Origin of the sequence: Occallatibacter gabretensis, assembly GCF_001449115.1 — a bacterium.
GTDB classification, from domain to species: domain Bacteria; phylum Acidobacteriota; class Terriglobia; order Terriglobales; family Acidobacteriaceae; genus Telmatobacter; species Telmatobacter gabretensis.
Map to the genome: position 1 here is coordinate 209475 of NZ_LAIJ01000001.1, position 15511 is coordinate 224985.

The 15511-nt window shown below is 58.3% G+C and carries 13 protein-coding genes; 4 read left to right on the forward strand and 9 right to left on the reverse strand.

Features of this window, described 5'->3' with window-relative positions; translation table 11 throughout:
* Positions 1–101: 101 nt before the first annotated feature.
* The 5 genes from uvrB to VO84_RS00850 form a co-directional block, all read right to left on the reverse strand.
* Positions 102–2093: an excinuclease ABC subunit UvrB gene (gene uvrB, locus VO84_RS00830; protein ID WP_058185384.1), complete on the reverse strand. Its 1992-nt coding sequence runs from the start codon at positions 2091–2093 to the stop codon at positions 102–104.
* A 65-nt stretch (positions 2094–2158) separates the two neighbouring features.
* Entirely contained in the window at positions 2159–2398 is a 240-nt protein-coding gene (locus VO84_RS00835) for a hypothetical protein (protein ID WP_157439643.1), read from the reverse strand.
* Between the two features lie 44 nt (positions 2399–2442).
* Entirely contained in the window at positions 2443–2994 is a 552-nt protein-coding gene (locus VO84_RS00840) for a hypothetical protein (protein WP_058185386.1), read from the reverse strand.
* A 112-nt stretch (positions 2995–3106) separates the two neighbouring features.
* The gene (locus VO84_RS00845; RefSeq protein WP_058185387.1) at positions 3107–5827 is read right to left on the reverse strand and encodes a TonB-dependent receptor; all 2721 of its coding nucleotides are present in this window, start codon (positions 5825–5827) and stop codon (positions 3107–3109) included.
* A gap of 241 nt (positions 5828–6068) precedes the next feature.
* Positions 6069–6779 carry an HAD-IA family hydrolase gene (locus VO84_RS00850; protein WP_058185388.1) on the reverse strand — a complete coding sequence of 237 codons (711 nt, stop codon included), beginning with the start codon at positions 6777–6779 and terminating at the stop codon, positions 6069–6071.
* Between the two features lie 85 nt (positions 6780–6864).
* Here VO84_RS00850 and VO84_RS00855 point away from each other — a divergent pair, with 85 nt between their 5' ends.
* Both VO84_RS00855 and VO84_RS00860 read left to right on the forward strand, forming a co-directional pair.
* Positions 6865–7566 (forward strand): HAD family acid phosphatase, encoded by a 702-nt coding sequence (locus VO84_RS00855; protein WP_058185389.1) that lies wholly within the window; start codon positions 6865–6867, stop codon positions 7564–7566.
* A gap of 88 nt (positions 7567–7654) precedes the next feature.
* Entirely contained in the window at positions 7655–9154 is a 1500-nt protein-coding gene (locus VO84_RS00860; protein ID WP_058185390.1) for a FecR family protein, read from the forward strand.
* A gap of 39 nt (positions 9155–9193) precedes the next feature.
* Here the strand turns inward: VO84_RS00860 and rsmA are convergent, their stop codons facing one another.
* Positions 9194–10000: a 16S rRNA (adenine(1518)-N(6)/adenine(1519)-N(6))-dimethyltransferase RsmA gene (gene rsmA / locus VO84_RS00865; protein ID WP_058185391.1), complete on the reverse strand. Its 807-nt coding sequence runs from the start codon at positions 9998–10000 to the stop codon at positions 9194–9196.
* Positions 10001–10105: 105 nt separating this feature from the next.
* Between rsmA and VO84_RS00870 the strand changes: the two genes are divergently transcribed.
* Complete coding sequence (locus VO84_RS00870; protein ID WP_058185392.1) at positions 10106–10780, forward strand: energy transducer TonB; 675 nt, start codon at positions 10106–10108, stop codon at positions 10778–10780.
* Between the two features lie 24 nt (positions 10781–10804).
* Here VO84_RS00870 and VO84_RS00875 read toward each other — a convergent pair whose 3' ends face one another.
* Both VO84_RS00875 and VO84_RS00880 read right to left on the reverse strand, forming a co-directional pair.
* Positions 10805–11689 carry a hypothetical protein gene (locus VO84_RS00875; RefSeq protein WP_058185393.1) on the reverse strand — a complete coding sequence of 295 codons (885 nt, stop codon included), beginning with the start codon at positions 11687–11689 and terminating at the stop codon, positions 10805–10807.
* A 28-nt stretch (positions 11690–11717) separates the two neighbouring features.
* Positions 11718–12533, reverse strand: a complete 816-nt coding sequence (locus tag VO84_RS00880; protein ID WP_058185394.1) for a GNAT family N-acetyltransferase — start codon at positions 12531–12533, stop codon at positions 11718–11720.
* On the opposite strand from VO84_RS00880, the gene glgA reads away from it, so the two are divergent.
* Positions 12532–14001, forward strand: a complete 1470-nt coding sequence (gene glgA / locus VO84_RS00885; RefSeq protein ID WP_058185395.1) for a glycogen synthase GlgA — start codon at positions 12532–12534, stop codon at positions 13999–14001. The two genes, VO84_RS00880 and glgA, sit on opposite strands and share 2 nt — an antisense overlap.
* On the opposite strand, the gene VO84_RS00890 is transcribed toward glgA, so the two are convergent.
* Entirely contained in the window at positions 13998–15404 is a 1407-nt protein-coding gene (locus VO84_RS00890) for an APC family permease (RefSeq protein WP_058185396.1), read from the reverse strand. The genes glgA and VO84_RS00890 overlap by 4 nt on opposite strands.
* Positions 15405–15511 lie beyond the last annotated feature (107 nt).

The following is a 15511-nucleotide window of genomic DNA, read 5'->3' on the forward strand; positions in this document are numbered from 1 at the left end:
AATCAAATTAAAACGCAAGAGAGTGAAATAAAAAGGAAGCCGCAGGACAGGTTCCTGCGAAGAAGACAGAGCTCTAATCCCTTCAGGAAATTGAGTTTCGCTCAGCCGAAGAGAAATTCCTTTTCGCGCAGCTCTTTGATCGTATCGCGCAGTTTAGCGGCCCGCTCAAACTCAAATCTCTTGGCTGCTTCACGCATCTCCAGCTCGATGCCGGCAATATACGAATCGACCTCACCTTGCGAAGTAAACTCCGGCATTCCGGCGGTTTCTTCCATGAGCACGTCGCCGTACTCCGATTTAAGAATCATCGCCAGACCCATGTCAATCGCGCTGATCACCGATTGCGGCGTGATGCCGTTCTCCTCGTTGTACGTGCGCTGGATTACCCGCCTGCGGTCGGTTTCGTCAATGGCCCGGCGCATCGAGTCCGTCATCTTGTCGGCATACAGAAGCGCCCGGCCACGCAAGTGCCGCGCTGCCCGGCCAATCGTCTGAATCAGCGATCCGGCGGAACGAAGAAAGCCTTCTTTATCCGCGTCCAGAATGGCTACCAGCGAAACCTCCGGCAGATCCAGGCCCTCGCGCAGCAGGTTGATGCCGATCATCACATCGAACTCGCCCTTGCGCAGCCCGGCCAGCAGCTTTACGCGCTCCAGCGTCTCAATCTCGGAGTGCATGTAGCGGCAGCGCACGCCAACCTCGGTGTAATAGCCCGCCAGGTCCTCCGCCATGCGCTTGGTCAGCGTTGTGACCAGCACGCGCTCGTTGCGCTTGGCGCGATCGCGTATCTCCGCCAGCAGATCGTCAATCTGCCCCTTCACCGGCCGAATCTCGATTTCGGGGTCGACCAGCCCTGTAGGGCGAATCACCTGCTCAACCACCACGCCTGAGGCGCGCGTGAGCTCATATGGCCCCGGCGTGGCAGAGACATAAATGGTTTGGTGGATCCGATTCTCGAACTCGTCAAACTTCAGTGGCCGGTTGTCTACCGCGCTGGGCAGACGGAAGCCATAATCGACGAGATTCTGCTTACGGCTGCGGTCGCCGTGCCACATTCCATGCACCTGTGGAATCGTGGCGTGGCTCTCGTCCACAAACAAGATGAAATCGCGCGGGAAGTAATCGAGCAGCGTTGGCGGAGCCTCACCCGGTAGCCGCCCGGAGAAGTGCCGCGAGTAATTCTCGATTCCGTGGCAGAAGCCCATCGACTTGATCATTTCGAGATCGAAGCGTGTCCGCTGGTTTACACGCTGGGCCTCCACCATCCGTCCCTGCGCTTCCAATTGCGGAACCCACTCGTTCAGCTCGCTCAGAATTGAGTCAATGGCCTGCATCTTCCGCTCCGGCTGCACGACGTAGTGGCTCTTCGGATAAATCGGCAGCCGCGAATACTTCTGCTTCACCGTGCCAAACAGCGGATCGATCTGCGATAACGACTCGATCTCGTCGCCGAAGAGTTCGATACGGAACGCGTTCTCGTCATAGGTCGGATAGACCTCGATCACATCGCCGCGCACGCGGAATGTGCCGCGGCGAAAGTCCACATCATTGCGCTCGTAGAGAATCTCCACCAGCCGCCGTGTAATGTCCTTGCGGCTGATGCGCTGGCCCTTTTCGAGCAGCAGCAGCATTCCGTAATACGCTTCCGGCGAGCCAAGGCCGTAGATGCAGCTGACCGAGCTGACGATGATCGCGTCCCGCCGCTCAAAGAGAGAGCGTGTTGCCGAGAGCCGGAGCTTGTCCAGCTCCTCATTGACCGTCGATTCTTTCTCGATGTACAGGTCGCCCGCGGGAATGTAGGCCTCCGGCTGGTAGTAGTCGTAGTAGCTCACGAAGTACTCGACTGCATTGCCGGGAAAGAACTGCTTGAACTCGTGATACAGCTGCGCAGCCAGTGTCTTGTTGTGCGCCAGAATCAGTGCCGGGCGGTTCGATCGCTCAATCACCTTGGCCATGGTGAAGGTCTTGCCGGACCCCGTCACGCCGAGCAGCACCTGATGCTGCTCACCGCCGGCTAGGCCGCTGACCAGTTCCTCGATTGCTCGCGGCTGATCTCCACGCGGCTTGTATTGGGTGACGAGTTGAAAGTCCATATCGGGAATTAGTATATCGCAAAGGCGAAAATATAGCGAAAATAAGTGACTTTATTGGACCGAACTTAGCCGCGAAGAGGTTTTATAACTAGACGCTGGATCATGAATGCGACAGTAAAAACTCCGAGCATCGTCAGGCCGCAGTTGCGATAGAGTGCCACTTGAGCGCTGTGAACATCTGGGTACGGGTATGGATAAGCTTTGTGAGGACCGAAGTAAAAGTTATTGAAAGAAGTCATTGCAATTTGCGTGATTACCAAATCCGCAGCGATAATTGCGGCGACGGCAGCGATGACTGCTTGCATGACTTTCGACTTCGGCCATCTCACCATCTTCAGCGTCGCGAACCTTATACCCTTGGCCCCATCGCCTGGCTTGCCATCCACTGCCTGCGGTAACGGCGCTCGCGTACTTCCCGCACAATCACGTAAATTACCAGGCCGATTAAAAGTGTGGGAATGCCAAAGATCCAGAAGGGCATGATCACGCGGTTGCCGTCGATGATTGTGGTCGGCGCGAACTCGGTCGCGCCAAACAGCGCCACAATATTCTGGCCGACATGCGCGCCATCGCCCAGGCGCACGTTGCCGAAGATGTTCACCACGTTCTGCTCAATCGAGGCATTTGGCTGCGCCGTTACGCTGCTGAAGATGCTCACGACATTCTGGTGCACTGCGTTGCTAATGTGTGCGCTGCCGAAAAGAACCACCAGGTTGCCGTTGATCTCGCCCTCCGCATGAACAGAACAGAAAAAGCAGACGGCATTCTCCACTGATTTGTTGGGATCGATCCGCAGATCGGTAAAGAACTGCACCGAGTTGCCGTTATCGGCACGAGCCGGTGTTGCCACAAACAGTAGTGCTGCGGCGCAGAGGGTAAGGCAAAGCAAGCGAGCGCGCATAGGCATCCCCTTTGCGCAGAGTATACGCGCGGTCGAAATAAAAAGTTCCCGGCCAAGGTATTTACTCAGCCGGGAACCTATCTTTTCGTCTCTTGTCCTTTGTCACTCGCCACTAGAACTCAAGCCGCATTGCCAGCTGAATCCGGCGGGGCGAGCTCACAGAGGTCGGTTCGGCAAAGGTGGGCGAGTTCTGGACAGAATCCACTCCTCCCACGCTTGGGTGGTTCAGGATATTGAAGCTAGAGGCCGAGAAGCCAAGGTGCGGCGCTTCATCGTCCTTGTCTGCCGTAAGGGCCCAGTCGTGCCCCCAGCGCAGGTCGAGATCGACATACGGCGGCAGGCTTTCACTATACGGAGCCACGCCTTCGGGACGCGCGTTGAAGAGGTCGTCGCCATACGGGTCTGTGCCGGTTGTAACCGTCCAGGGCCTGCCGGAGTTGGCAAAGATGCCGCCGGAGAGATTCATGACACTCTTCGGATTGAACACTCCATAGAAGCCGATCCGGTTCCTGCGGTCCCAGTTTGCCGGACCCCAGTCAGCATCGGGCGCGTACTGGTTCTGCGGATACCATCCGATGCCGCCCGTATTCGATGCGTAGTGCGACCAGGTGTACCGTCCCCAGCCTGAGAACCATTTGTTGTAGCGGCCCTGGTAGGCGATATCCATCCCCTCGCCTTCATAAAAGCCGGCCGGCTGCATCTGGCGAATGCGGAGGTAATTGGGATCGGGCCGAACTGTATAACCGGACTCCGGTGTAGGCGCGTTGATGTCGACGGAGCGGAAGGCTCCGATGTCGCGCATCGCATAGGCGCTTGCTGATAACGTCCCCTTCTCGCCCATCCCGCGCTCAATCGAGAGTCCATATTGCATCTGGTAGGGAAGCCGCGCGCCCGGCTTCAGCTCTACGCGGTTCACCGGCAGCGATGGCACGTCATAGCAGTTTGAAATCGGATAGCAGCCGTTCTCGGGCTGGTCTGCCGGATTCAGTGATAGACTCACCGTCCGCCGGCGCGGTTCCAGGCCGCCATAGCGCGTCAGGTCTAGCATTGGGCCGCCGCCAAAGCGGTCGTAGTAAAGGCCGCCGCCACCGCGCACCACGGTCTTCGATTTCTCATCCAGCACGTATGCAAACGAAAGGCGCGGCGAAAATCCGAGCCGCTTCTGCGCGAGGAAATTCAGCCAGTCGTAGCGCAGTCCCGGTGTGACCGAGAAGCGCGGGGTCACCTTGATCTGGTCCTGGATAAACGCGCCCGCTTCCTGCTGGTGGTAGATGAAGTGGGTTTCGCCATAGCCCTGCGAAAAGCCCGAAGGCAGATTGTTCTCGTAGTTCTGCAACGCCGTCTGCAGCACGGTCACGCCATCGGCAGCCAATGTCGGTCCAAAGCCGTAGCTACTTAATGCGTTCGTGTTGTCGTCCGCTGCCAGGCGTGCGAAATTCGGAATTCCGACGCCGATCTTTACGAAGTGCTTCCCGTGGGTCCATGAGGCCATGTCGTAGAAGCGGAAGTTGTATCCCGTGTACTGAGAGTTATTCTGTCCGGACCCGCCCGTGAAGTATCCGTTTACGTTGATCTTGGGCGCATTCACCGTGTTCGTGTTGATGGTGCTCCAGCGTTCGCCCACGATGGATATCTGGTTAATCAGCACGGCTGAAAGCGCTGAATCGGCATGCAGCGTAATACCGTCCCAGTTGCTCAGGCCGTCCCAGCCCGCTTCTGCCAGCGTCTGTCCTCCCACACCCTGGTTTGTCGAGTGGGATTGCCAGTGGCCATATTGCGCGTAGGCGGAATGCTTATCGCCAAACCTATGCGCGCCGCGAAGGCTGAAGGATGTCTCGCCGGAAGGCGTGGGCACATTTTGCAGCAGCACTCCGGAGGGGTTATCAGGCGTGGGAAGCACGTCCGCATCGATGACCGCGTTTGTATCCTCGGTGTCATGGTTAAACGAGGCTAAAAAGCTTGAGTTCGGCGCAAAGAAGATGGGCCCGGTGACGTGGCCTTCATAGACTCTGCGATCTTCAAAAGGCTTGGAAGGCGCAAGCTCGTTCTGCGCGTTCAAAGCGGCATTGCGGTAGATGAAGTTAAATTCGCCGTGATAGTGATCCTGAGCGGATTTGGTGATGATCTCCATTTGCCCGCGGCCCGGGTAGTAGTACTGTGCCGAATACGGGTCCTGGTTGATGCGCACTTCCTGCACCGCGGAGGCCGAAACCGGCGACCGCGAGCCTTCCACGCCGTCCACAATCAGCCCAGCTCCGCCCGTCGCCGTTGCGCTGTCATCCATAAAGGCGCTCATCGCGGTCGCGTAGTCGTTATCAAAGATGGGCAACTGCTTGAGGTCGCCTGAGGTGATCACCTGGGTATCGCGATTGCTATCGCCGGCCGTCAGGTCTTCATTGCCGTCCGCACTCACGTGCACGTTTGTGGCAAGCGCTGCAATTGGCAGCACAACTTTCAGCGGGACAGGGAACATATTCCCCTGCATGGTGCCGGAACTGGCCGCTTTTACCACGACGGTTGGAACGACAGCCATCACCGGCATACGCGTCGTCTCAAAGCCAGGCTCAGAGATCACCAGCGTATAGCTGCCGGCCTTTGGCGGCTGCATCTGAAAAGAGCCGTCAGCGGCGGAGTGGATTGTGCTGGCGACAGCGCCTGTGGCGTCGATCAGGTCAATCTCCGCTCCGGGAACAATCGCTCCCGTGGGGTCAGCAACCACGCCGGCAATCGGCACGGGAGCGGGCACGGCGGGCGCATTGATGGGAGTATTCGGAGCTGCGGCGACAAGCGCCGGCGCGGCGAGGCACAAAAATAGCGAGAGAGAGCGAATCATGGTTCCACTCCAAGGCAAAATTCTTAACGTTACGATTGTGCGGAGCACAACACTTCGTCCACGCAATCGGGCGCGTTTCATATCTGACTTTTGGCCTTCCGGATTCAAACTGCAATGACGGTTCTCGCATCTTCGTGCGAGGAACCTGAGTTTGCAATGCCTGTGATTTTGTTTTGAACTGCTGTCACCCGTAGACGGATACAAGCCGTAAACGGTTTCAGAGTTTCTTTGGCTCAGGCTGTCAATTTATTTTCGCAGGCTCCAGGGCCGCCGTCCAGCCATTTGCGTGGTCCACCAGAATATCCGGTATCTCTTCGTGCAAATTCTGCGGACCAAAGCCAAACTGGCAGCCCAGGCTCCACGCGCCTGCGTTCCGCGCCGTCTGCACGTCCACCTTGCTGTCGCCGATCATCAACGTCTCATCGGCACGCACTCCGGCTTCGGCGATGATTGCGTTCAAACCCATCGGGTCCGGCTTCTTCAGCGGAAAACTGTCCCCGCCATAGATCACCCTGAAGAACTCCGCTATCCCCAGCCCTTCGCAGATCCTTAGCGCGGGCCTCACCGGCTTGTTGGTCAGCACCGCCATCTCGAATCGGCCATTCAACACTTTCAATGCCTCCATCACGCCTTCATAGGCATAGGTGAAATCCAGATTGTGCGCGCGGTAGTGTTCCAGAAAGTAGTTGTAAGCCGTGGCCAGCTCCTCGTCATGCACTTCGTCCGGTGCAATGTTGTTCTCCGCCGCCAGCGCCTGACGCACCAGCATTGCCGCGCCGTTGCCCACGTAGCTGGCAATCAACTCATCCGGTAGCGGAGGCCGCCCCATGTGCTCCAGCGCGGCGTTCACGCTGTTCGCAAGATCGCGCGCCGAATCAATCAACGTCCCATCCAGGTCAAAGACAAGCAGCTTCAGGCGATCCACAGGTACAGCATTCAAAATGCGCAGCATAAGATTAAGTGTAATCTTGGGTGCTCCTGCTTCTAAAAGCACGGACGCAGGCTTATGTATTCGTCATATTTTGGAGATTCTGCTCATGCGCTATCGTCATGCTTCCGTTTTCCTCGCTCTCATCCTCTCCTGCGGCATGGGAGCCGTCGCGCAGGCCGTTGCTCCTGTCGCGCCCAGCGAAAGCATTCAGAATCTCGACAACGTCAAGGCGCAGCTTAAGGCGTATCACGACTGCACCAAGCCCTCGGTCTGCTATCAGCACGATCTCGACGTGCAGGCTGACCGTGCCATAGCGTTCCTGCATCGCCGCGTCCCGCACGTTTCAACGGACGAGAAGCTCGCCCTTATCCTCGACATTGATGAGACCACGCTCTCGAACTACGACGAGATGGCTGGCGCGGATTTCGCCTACGACTCCGCTCGCTTCAACGCCTGGGTGGATTCCGCACAAGCTCCCGCCATTGCCGGCACCCTGCGCCTCTATAAGGAAGCCCAGCGCCTCGGCGTCGCTGTCTACTTCCTCACCGGGCGCACGGAAAGCCAGCGCGCCGTGACCGAGCAGAACCTTCGCAACGCCGGCTTTGACAACTGGCAGCAGCTGATTCTGCGCCAGACCGATGAGGAATCCACTACCGCTCTCGACTACAAACCTGCAGCCCGCGGCCGCATTGTCGCCTCCGGCTACAAAATCATCCTCAATGTTGGCGATCAGTGGAGCGACCTCCGCGGTAAGCCCCTTGCCGAGTACTCCGTTAAGTATCCCGATCCCTTCTATTTCCTGAAATGAGCGTTTTGCTCCATTCAGGCGTATTTTTATCTGTATACGCAACTTTTTGGGGTAAAGCGCTGTCGGTATGCAGTGGGGGAGACGGGCAATGAAAAGGAATTTCACTACCTGGGCAGCGGCATTGGCGCTGGCAGCGGGGCTATCTGTGCCAGGGGCAGCGCAGGATGCCGGAAACGCGGCAAATCAGAATCCGGCCCAGAATCCCGCGCCAAATCAAAGCCAGAATCGGGCCGTTCGCCTCAGCACCATCGAAGGCCAGGTCCGAATCCTGCAATCCGGACAGTCCATTACCGATCAAGCCGTTGCGAATACGCCGCTTTTTGACGGATTCGGCGTTCAGACTGGCGATGACGGCCGCGCTGAACTGCAGTTTCCGGATGGCACCGTTGGCCGCATTCCGCCCGATAGCTCCGTCAGCCTGGAAGGCATGCAGCAGGGAGCCGGCGACTTTCTTCTCGATCATGGAATGGGCTACTTTGAGCTGCGCGGCGGAGAGAGCGTGCGCTTTGCCGGCTATACCGCCGCCTCCACAGGCGCTGCCGTGATCCGCGTCAAGCTCGACGAGGCTCCCGGAGAGATTGCGGTGTTTGACGGAGCTGTCCATCTTGAGGGTCCTGACGGAATTACCGCAGATCTTCATGGCGGCCAAAGTGTGAGGCTCGCGCCCAGCGACAGCATGCTCCATGTTGCTGAACTCGTTGAGCCCGATTCCTGGGATGCGTGGAACTCAGACCGCGATCAGGCGCTGAATACCGCAGCAGGCAGCGCCACGCCGGCCACGAAGAGCATGGATGACGCAACCAATCCCGCTTGGGGCGATCTGAACCAGAACGGCAACTGGTATGACGTGCCGAATGAGGGCTATGTCTGGTCTCCCTACGATGCCTCAAACGGCTCATGGGACCCGTACGGCATCGGCTACTGGATGGATAGTCCCGGCTACGGCTACACATGGGTCTCCGGCTACTCCTGGGGCTATCTGCCGTACCAATGCGGCCTCTGGAACTGGTATTCAGGCTTTGGCTGGGGCTGGGCTCCAGGAGGCTGCACTCCGTGGTGGGGTGGCGGCGTCTATGCCATCAATGTTGGCCGCGGCCCTGGCGGATGGCATCCACCGGGACGCCCGTTGCCTCCTCGTCGTGGTCCGGCCCGTCCGTACGGCGGAATCCACGCGGCGGCTCCTCAGCCCATCATCGCTGTGCATCGCAATGGTCCGCCTCTTGAGACTGGCCTTCCCCTGCGCGACCGCAGAACTCCGGTCACAATTGCGGGAGCCAGCGTGGTGCCGATGCGGCCCGTCACCGTGCGGCCTGTCTATGACCACCAGCCCGCGCGCACTCAGACGCAGTACAACGGCTCAGGCGGCATGACACCGGGCGCCGGAGCGCCGGGCGCAGGAAATCGTCCGGGCTACGCCCCGGCTCCAGGCCAGTATCCGGGCCAAACCAAGCCCGGTTACACGCCTCCGCCACCGAGCGCATCTCACCCGCGCCCCGCTCCCAGCGCTCCCAGGGCTGCTCCCGCGCCTGCGCCGCGTGCTGCTCCGCCTCCACCGGCAGCTCCGCGTCCTGCTTCTCCCAAAAAGTAGCGGGATGAAAGCTGGATGGCACGAACAGGCCGCTTCGCTTTACAGCGTGGCGGCCTGTTTCCTTTCAAGGTATGCGTGTAGCCTGGCCAGCTCTGAGAGCCCTAACGACTCCGCCCTCGCCTGAGGCGAAATCTCCGTCTCCGCCAATGCCGTCTGCACCGCGGCTGGCTCCAGGCCAGCGGCCCGCAGATTATTCGCGAGCGTCTTCCGCTTCTGCGCAAAGATCTGCTTGGCAAACTGGATGAAGCCCTTTTCGCTCACGCCCAGCTCCGCGAAACGCGGCGCGAATCGCCAGCGAAAGACCGTGGAATGCACCTCCGGCGGCGGTGAAAACGCGCCCGGCGGTAGCGTAAACAGCCTTTCCACCGGCCCATACATCTGCACCGTCACACTCAGCACTCCATAGTCGCGCGAACCGGGTTCAGCTACAACGCGATCGGCCACCTCGCGCTGTACCATCAGCACCGCGCGATCCAGCGACGCATGATTCTCCGCCAGACGCAGCAGAATGGGCGAAGTAATGTAGTACGGCAGATTCCCCACAACAGGAAGCTTATGTCCAGCCTGCGCCGCGGCGGCAGCAAAGTCGAATTGCAGAACGTCCTGCTCTATTACCGTGAACTTCTCTGAAGGCAAATAGGCACGAAGCGCAATGGCCAGCTCGTGGTCCACTTCAATCGCCATCACATGGCCTGCGCGTTCAATCAGTGTCCGCGTAATCGCGCCTTCACCCGGGCCAATTTCTACGACAAGCTGCTCTGAAACGTTGCCGAGCGCAGCTCCGATCCGGGCAATCGCTGCGTCATCGCGCAAAAAATTCTGTCCGAGCTTGGATTTAGGCGGCATGGAGAGAGTCTAAAGATCATGGTATCGGAGCGCCCGCCCATGGCTCAGAGTGAAAGTGTGCGAGAATCGGACCTAACGTGAATGCAATGGACCGGGAGGGACACTATGTCGCCTGAGATCGAACGTCCTCGACGCCTGACCCGCGGAGTTCTGCTCTCCCTCGCCTGCCACGGCGCGCTCTTCGGCAGCCTGCTCCTTGTAGGAATCGCCACCGGCTCACGCCTTCTTCGTCCCGCCAACGTAACCACTTCCTTCGTCTCCGTCAGTCAGATTGAAATTGCAGGCGCGTCCCACGCCATCAAGCTCACGCTGCCGCCTGATCCCATGGCCGCGCATACCAAAACTCCGGACCGCAACACCGATCCATCGGCGAAGACCATCCTGCCCGTTCCTAAAAATCAGCCGAAGAAAAATGGCGGCGGCGCGCCTCCCAACCCGCAAAACAGCAAGGGCTCAGGCCAGACCATGGCGGGCAATGGACCTGATGATCAGGACGCCACGCCGGCCTTCCCGGTCTTCTCGCCCAAGCCTCCCGTTACGGATCGCGGGCTGCTGCCGGGCTCTGAGAAAAAGATTGTTGTGGATGTGAATGTCGATGAGGCCGGCGGCGTAGTCAGCGAAACCCTCGTGACGGGCTTAGGTAACAAGCTCGATCAGATCGTGCTTGAGACCGTAAAGAGCTGGCGTTTCCATCCCGCCACTGTCAACGGAAAACCTGTTGCCACACAGGCCGAACTGGTCTTCCCGTTCAATCCGCAATATCCTATCGCGGATTCATAAGCCCGCTTCAGGCCAGCGCCCTACTTAACTCGATTGGTCTCTTCTTTTGTTGATGCGCTCGACGAGGAGGACCATGATGGCAGTGACTGTAATCATGAGGGCGCCAGTCTCGAGTGCCATTGGATAACTGAGATTAGGAGATTTCACCTGCAAAATAGTCGAAATTAGATAATAGATTGAGCCCGCAAAATTCAATGCAAAGAAAAGCCTGAACAGCAGACCGACCGTACCGCTATCTTGACGCCTGCCCCAGAATTTCATAAATCTCTGCGGCTGAAGATTCCACCAGGCCGTAAAGAATACGGCAGCTATTGCGAATCCGAGATTCATCTGGTTAAAAGCAGGGTCGCTTCTCATTCTTTGTTGCCAATCGGCTTCCGCAGCATTTGCGCGGCTTGCTGAAACTTCAGCGTTATCGCCATCTCCATCAGCTACATCAAGCCGGACAATAGTATTTCCAATGTAAAAAACGCGAGCATAGATCCCCTGTTTGATGGGCCCCCCATGCGAACTTGAGTTATGAAATCCAGCGGTGCTATCGAAATCGGAATAACAGAATCGCTTGAAGCTTACCGAGAAACACTCATCGGTGTGCCCTTCATACGGCATCGGCTTGAAGTCATCCACTTCTCCTTCAACCATTGAATAGCCACCGCTGCGATACGTTGACGCGAGCCTTCGATACTGAGAGTAAGGAAATCCCAAAGTACCCATCAGCCAGATCAGGGAGAACAGAACCAGAAAATAGCCGAGAAGTCTTCTGCTGAATCGCTGCCAATGGTATCTGCGGCTCAGCCATATCACGCCAATTCCCACGACAAACAGTGCGACGCCAACCCTCGCGAAAGACCAGTCGATACTGTTCAAACCGATTTCAAATACGGTGTGATATTGAGGGCCGACAATCATGACAGACAGAATAAAGGCTGAGCTTGACTCATCTCTTTTTCGCGTCGTTCCCCAGCGCGGCAAAGTGAAACTCCTGCCGCTTCTCAAATCCCAGCGCTTCATATAGCCGAATCGCCGGATTCGTGCTGAAGGCATGTAGAAACGCAGTCTTTCCGTCGCGCTCAATCTCATCAATGACAATCTGCATCAGCCGCCGCGCGTATCCCTTGCCCCGCGCTTCAGGATGCGTGCACACGCCGCTGACCTCCACGAGTCCCGGCAAGTGCATTCGTTTGCCCGCCATTGCGACGAGCTCTGGGCCATGAAAGATCCCGTAGAAGTTTCCCAGCTCAAGCGTCCGCATCCGGAACGGTCCCGGCTCGGTCAACTCTGCCAGCGTAACCATCGCAGGCGCATCTGCTGCGGTCAGCCGCCGTGGCGTCAGTGCGCCTGCATCGGGCTCAACACCGCGAGTCTCGCGTACCATCTGGACGATTGGCCCGCTCCGCATCACCTGCAAGCCGCCCACCGGCACAATCGGCTCCACAGAAAACAGCACCACAACGCCGTCTCTAGCCAGCTCGCTCAGCGCTTCATAGCTTTCTTTCGTCTGCGCAGGAATTCCGCTCAGCGGGCCAATCTCCACTGGATAACGCCGCGCCCGCTCGTCACCCAGCGCCAGTCCAAGGTGCTCCGTGCTCAGCGCGCTCCAGATGGGGTTGTCCAGTAGAGTTGTGTCGAGCACCTTTCTTCCCGCATCCAACGAGAATGAAGAATCGGTAATTTCCCCGGATTGAGCGCGATCCTGCATCGTATCCGCTTTCGTGTGCTCTAGACTGACTTGTGGGTGGAGAAAGAGCCTCATGCATATTGTATTTGCTGCCTCGGAGTGTGTTCCTTTCGCAAAAACCGGCGGTCTCGCGGACGTAGTCGGCGCGCTCCCGCCGGAGCTCGTCAAGCTCGGCCATGAGGTCACCGTCTATCTGCCGCTCTATGCCGTCGTCCGCCCGCATCTTGCCGACCGGTGGAAGTACGTCATCCGCTCCATCACCATTCCATTTGAGTACTACAACCGCTTCGTCGGCATTGTGGACGGCGGCAAGCGTAACGACGTCCAGTATTACTTCGTTGATTGCCCGGATCTCTTCGACCGCCAGGGACTCTACGGCACACCAAGTGGCGACTATCCCAACAACTGGGAGCGCTTTGGCCTCTTCTGCCGCGCTATCCTTGAAGCTTCAAAAATTCTCGGCGTTCCGCAGATCTTCCACGTTCATGACTGGCAGGCCGCGATCCTGCCCATCTACCTGCGCACCACCTACGCACAGGATCCGCTTCTCGCCAGTGCCGGCGCTGTTCTCACCATTCACAACGCGGGCTACCAAGGCTGGTTTCCGCCGCAAACCACCGAGCGTCTTCTCCTTCCCTGGGAGATCTTCACCATGGATCGCGTAGAGCAGTTCGACACCTTCAATTTCCTCAAGGGCGGAATTGTCTACAGCGACATGCTCACCACCGTGAGCCGCAAATACGCCGAGGAGATTCAGACAGCCGAGTTCGGCCACAACCTCGAAAGCACGCTCCGCAACCGCGCCGCCGATCTGCGCGGCATCCTCAACGGCGTCGATTACGCGCAGTGGGATCCGGCGACCGATGGCTACCTTGCCGCGCACTACACCGCGAACGTTCTCACCGGCAAGCAGGAATGCCGCGCCGATCTACTCCACGCTTTTGGCCTGGAACCCATCTCGCCCACGACTCCTGTCCTCGGCATCGTCTCTCGCTTCGCCACGCAGAAGGGCTTTGACATTCTCTCTGGTATCGCCGATGAACTCATGCGCCGCGATGTCGCCGTCGTCGTCCTCGGCTCCGGCGAGGCATACTACGAAAACTTCTTTCGCGAGTGGGCCGCGCGCTACCCGGGCCGTGTTGCGCTGCAGGTCAAGTACGACGAAGCACTGGCGCACAAGGTCGAAGCCGGCTCCGACATCTTTCTCATGCCCAGCCGCTATGAGCCCAGCGGCCTGAACCAGATGTATTCGCTGCGTTACGGCGCCGTGCCCGTTGTCCGCGCCACCGGCGGACTTGACGACACGATCGAAGAGTGGAGCCCAGGGACAAATCCGGAGCAGGGAACCGGCACCGGATTCAAGTTCTACGGCTATGCTCCGGGCGATTTCCTCGCCGCCATCGACCGCGCGCTCACTTTATTCCCACAGAAGGCAGCCTGGCATCGTCTGATGCGCAATGGCATGGTCAAGAACTACAGCTGGACCCAGCCTGCGCGCCAATACGTCGAAGTTTATTCGGAAGTGGCCAAGCGGCGAAGCTAATCCATACGCCCTTGTTCCATTGGCGCTGATTTCCCGTATATCTTCCGCACGGCCCACAGCACAGGGAGTCCGAGCAGGATCACCGCCGTTCCCATCAGCGATCCCTTCAGGTTGCTCGTGTAACTCGAGACCAGGACTCCCGCTGCGCAGAGAATGAAGATCGTAGGCAGCACTGGATAGCCCCATACGCGATACGGCCTTGCAAACTCCGGATGCTTCTTGCGGTAATAGAAGATCGTTGTCGCTGTGAGCATGTAGAACAGCCACTCTGCAAAAACCGCCAGATCAAAGAACTGTGCAAATTCAGATAAAAAGATCAGCAGAACAGTTGAAAGCGCTCCCTGAACAATCAGCGAAAACGATGGCGACTGAAACCGCGGATCGATCTCCATAAACCGCGAAAAGAACAGCCGGTCACGCGCTGCGGCAAACGGCACGCGCGCTCCGCTCATCACCGTTCCGTTGAGCGAGACAAAAATGCTCACCGCCATTGCCGCCGCCACAAACCCCGCTCCACGCGGACCGGCTACGACAGATAGCGCAGCCACCGCAGGGCGCTGGCTTCCCGCAATCTGCGCTGCCGGCAGAATGTACTGGATCGCGGCATTCGTTGCCATAAACAGCACGCCCACCACAAACAGCCCGCCAATCAGCGCAATCGGCAGGCTCCGCTCCGGCCGCTTTACTTCGCCTGCTACCATTGTCAGATCGTTCCAGCCGTCATAGGCCCAAAGTGTCGCAATCAGCGCCGTCATAAAGCCATTGATTCCGCCAACAGCTCCCGGCACGCCGGTCGAAAAGTTGCTCCACGAGCCCGTCGCCGAAGAAAAACACAGCGCCGCAACAATCAGAATCAGCACGCCCTTCAGCACCGTGAACACAAGCTGAAAGTCTCCGGCCTTTTTGATGCCCAGGTAATTCAGCCCCGTCATAAACCACGTCACGCCGATCGCAAACACTTGCGACCACAGCAGCGGAGTGCCCGCAACATGATCTCCCAGAAAATGAAATGCCGGAAAAAAGCCCAGCGTCAGCGCCAATCCCGCAGTGGACGCCGCAATCGACGCAGGCTTCGCCACCGCGAACCACGTCCACATATATAGAAACGCCGTCGTGTCTCCGTACGCGCCGCGCAGATACACATACTCGCCGCCCGCATACGGCAGCATCGAGCCAAGCTCGGCATAAGTCATTGCGCCAAAGAGCGAGAGCAGTCCGCCCACGATCCACGCCAGGTATACCAATGAAGACGAGCCAAGGTCCTGCATCATCTCGCGCGGCACAAGAAAAATGCCGCTGCCGATGATCGTTCCAACCACGATGGCGGTGGCCTGCGGCGCACCCAGTACGCGCGGCAAATCAGCCGGACTCAGATGTGTTTTTGAAGTATGCGTATCGCTCATCTAGTGATGTGAGGGTAGCATAGCTGCGGGAACATCTTCGCCTTTGCTGGTGTCTAATTCTGCAAGTACATATCATCGCTTCACGTCCCGCTCGGGCGCAGAGTGAT

What these genes read in the sequence shown, in the direction of transcription:
- VO84_RS00840 (WP_058185386.1), bottom strand. Translation starts at nt 2,994, where the DNA reads ATGCGCGCTCGCTTGCTTTGCCTTACCCTCTGCGCCGCAGCACTACTG.
- VO84_RS00855 (WP_058185389.1), top strand. Translation starts at nt 6,865, where the DNA reads ATGCGCTATCGTCATGCTTCCGTTTTCCTCGCTCTCATCCTCTCCTGC.
- glgA (WP_058185395.1), top strand. Translation starts at nt 12,532, where the DNA reads ATGCATATTGTATTTGCTGCCTCGGAGTGTGTTCCTTTCGCAAAAACC.
- VO84_RS00860 (WP_058185390.1), top strand. Translation starts at nt 7,655, where the DNA reads ATGAAAAGGAATTTCACTACCTGGGCAGCGGCATTGGCGCTGGCAGCG.
- VO84_RS00835 (WP_157439643.1), bottom strand. Translation starts at nt 2,398, where the DNA reads ATGCAAGCAGTCATCGCTGCCGTCGCCGCAATTATCGCTGCGGATTTG.
- VO84_RS00850 (WP_058185388.1), bottom strand. Translation starts at nt 6,779, where the DNA reads ATGCTGCGCATTTTGAATGCTGTACCTGTGGATCGCCTGAAGCTGCTT.
- rsmA (WP_058185391.1), bottom strand. Translation starts at nt 10,000, where the DNA reads ATGCCGCCTAAATCCAAGCTCGGACAGAATTTTTTGCGCGATGACGCA.
- VO84_RS00875 (WP_058185393.1), bottom strand. Translation starts at nt 11,689, where the DNA reads ATGATTGTCGGCCCTCAATATCACACCGTATTTGAAATCGGTTTGAAC.
- uvrB (WP_058185384.1), bottom strand. Translation starts at nt 2,093, where the DNA reads ATGGACTTTCAACTCGTCACCCAATACAAGCCGCGTGGAGATCAGCCG.
- VO84_RS00890 (WP_058185396.1), bottom strand. Translation starts at nt 15,404, where the DNA reads ATGAGCGATACGCATACTTCAAAAACACATCTGAGTCCGGCTGATTTG.
- VO84_RS00845 (WP_058185387.1), bottom strand. Translation starts at nt 5,827, where the DNA reads ATGATTCGCTCTCTCTCGCTATTTTTGTGCCTCGCCGCGCCGGCGCTT.
- VO84_RS00880 (WP_058185394.1), bottom strand. Translation starts at nt 12,533, where the DNA reads ATGAGGCTCTTTCTCCACCCACAAGTCAGTCTAGAGCACACGAAAGCG.
- VO84_RS00870 (WP_058185392.1), top strand. Translation starts at nt 10,106, where the DNA reads ATGTCGCCTGAGATCGAACGTCCTCGACGCCTGACCCGCGGAGTTCTG.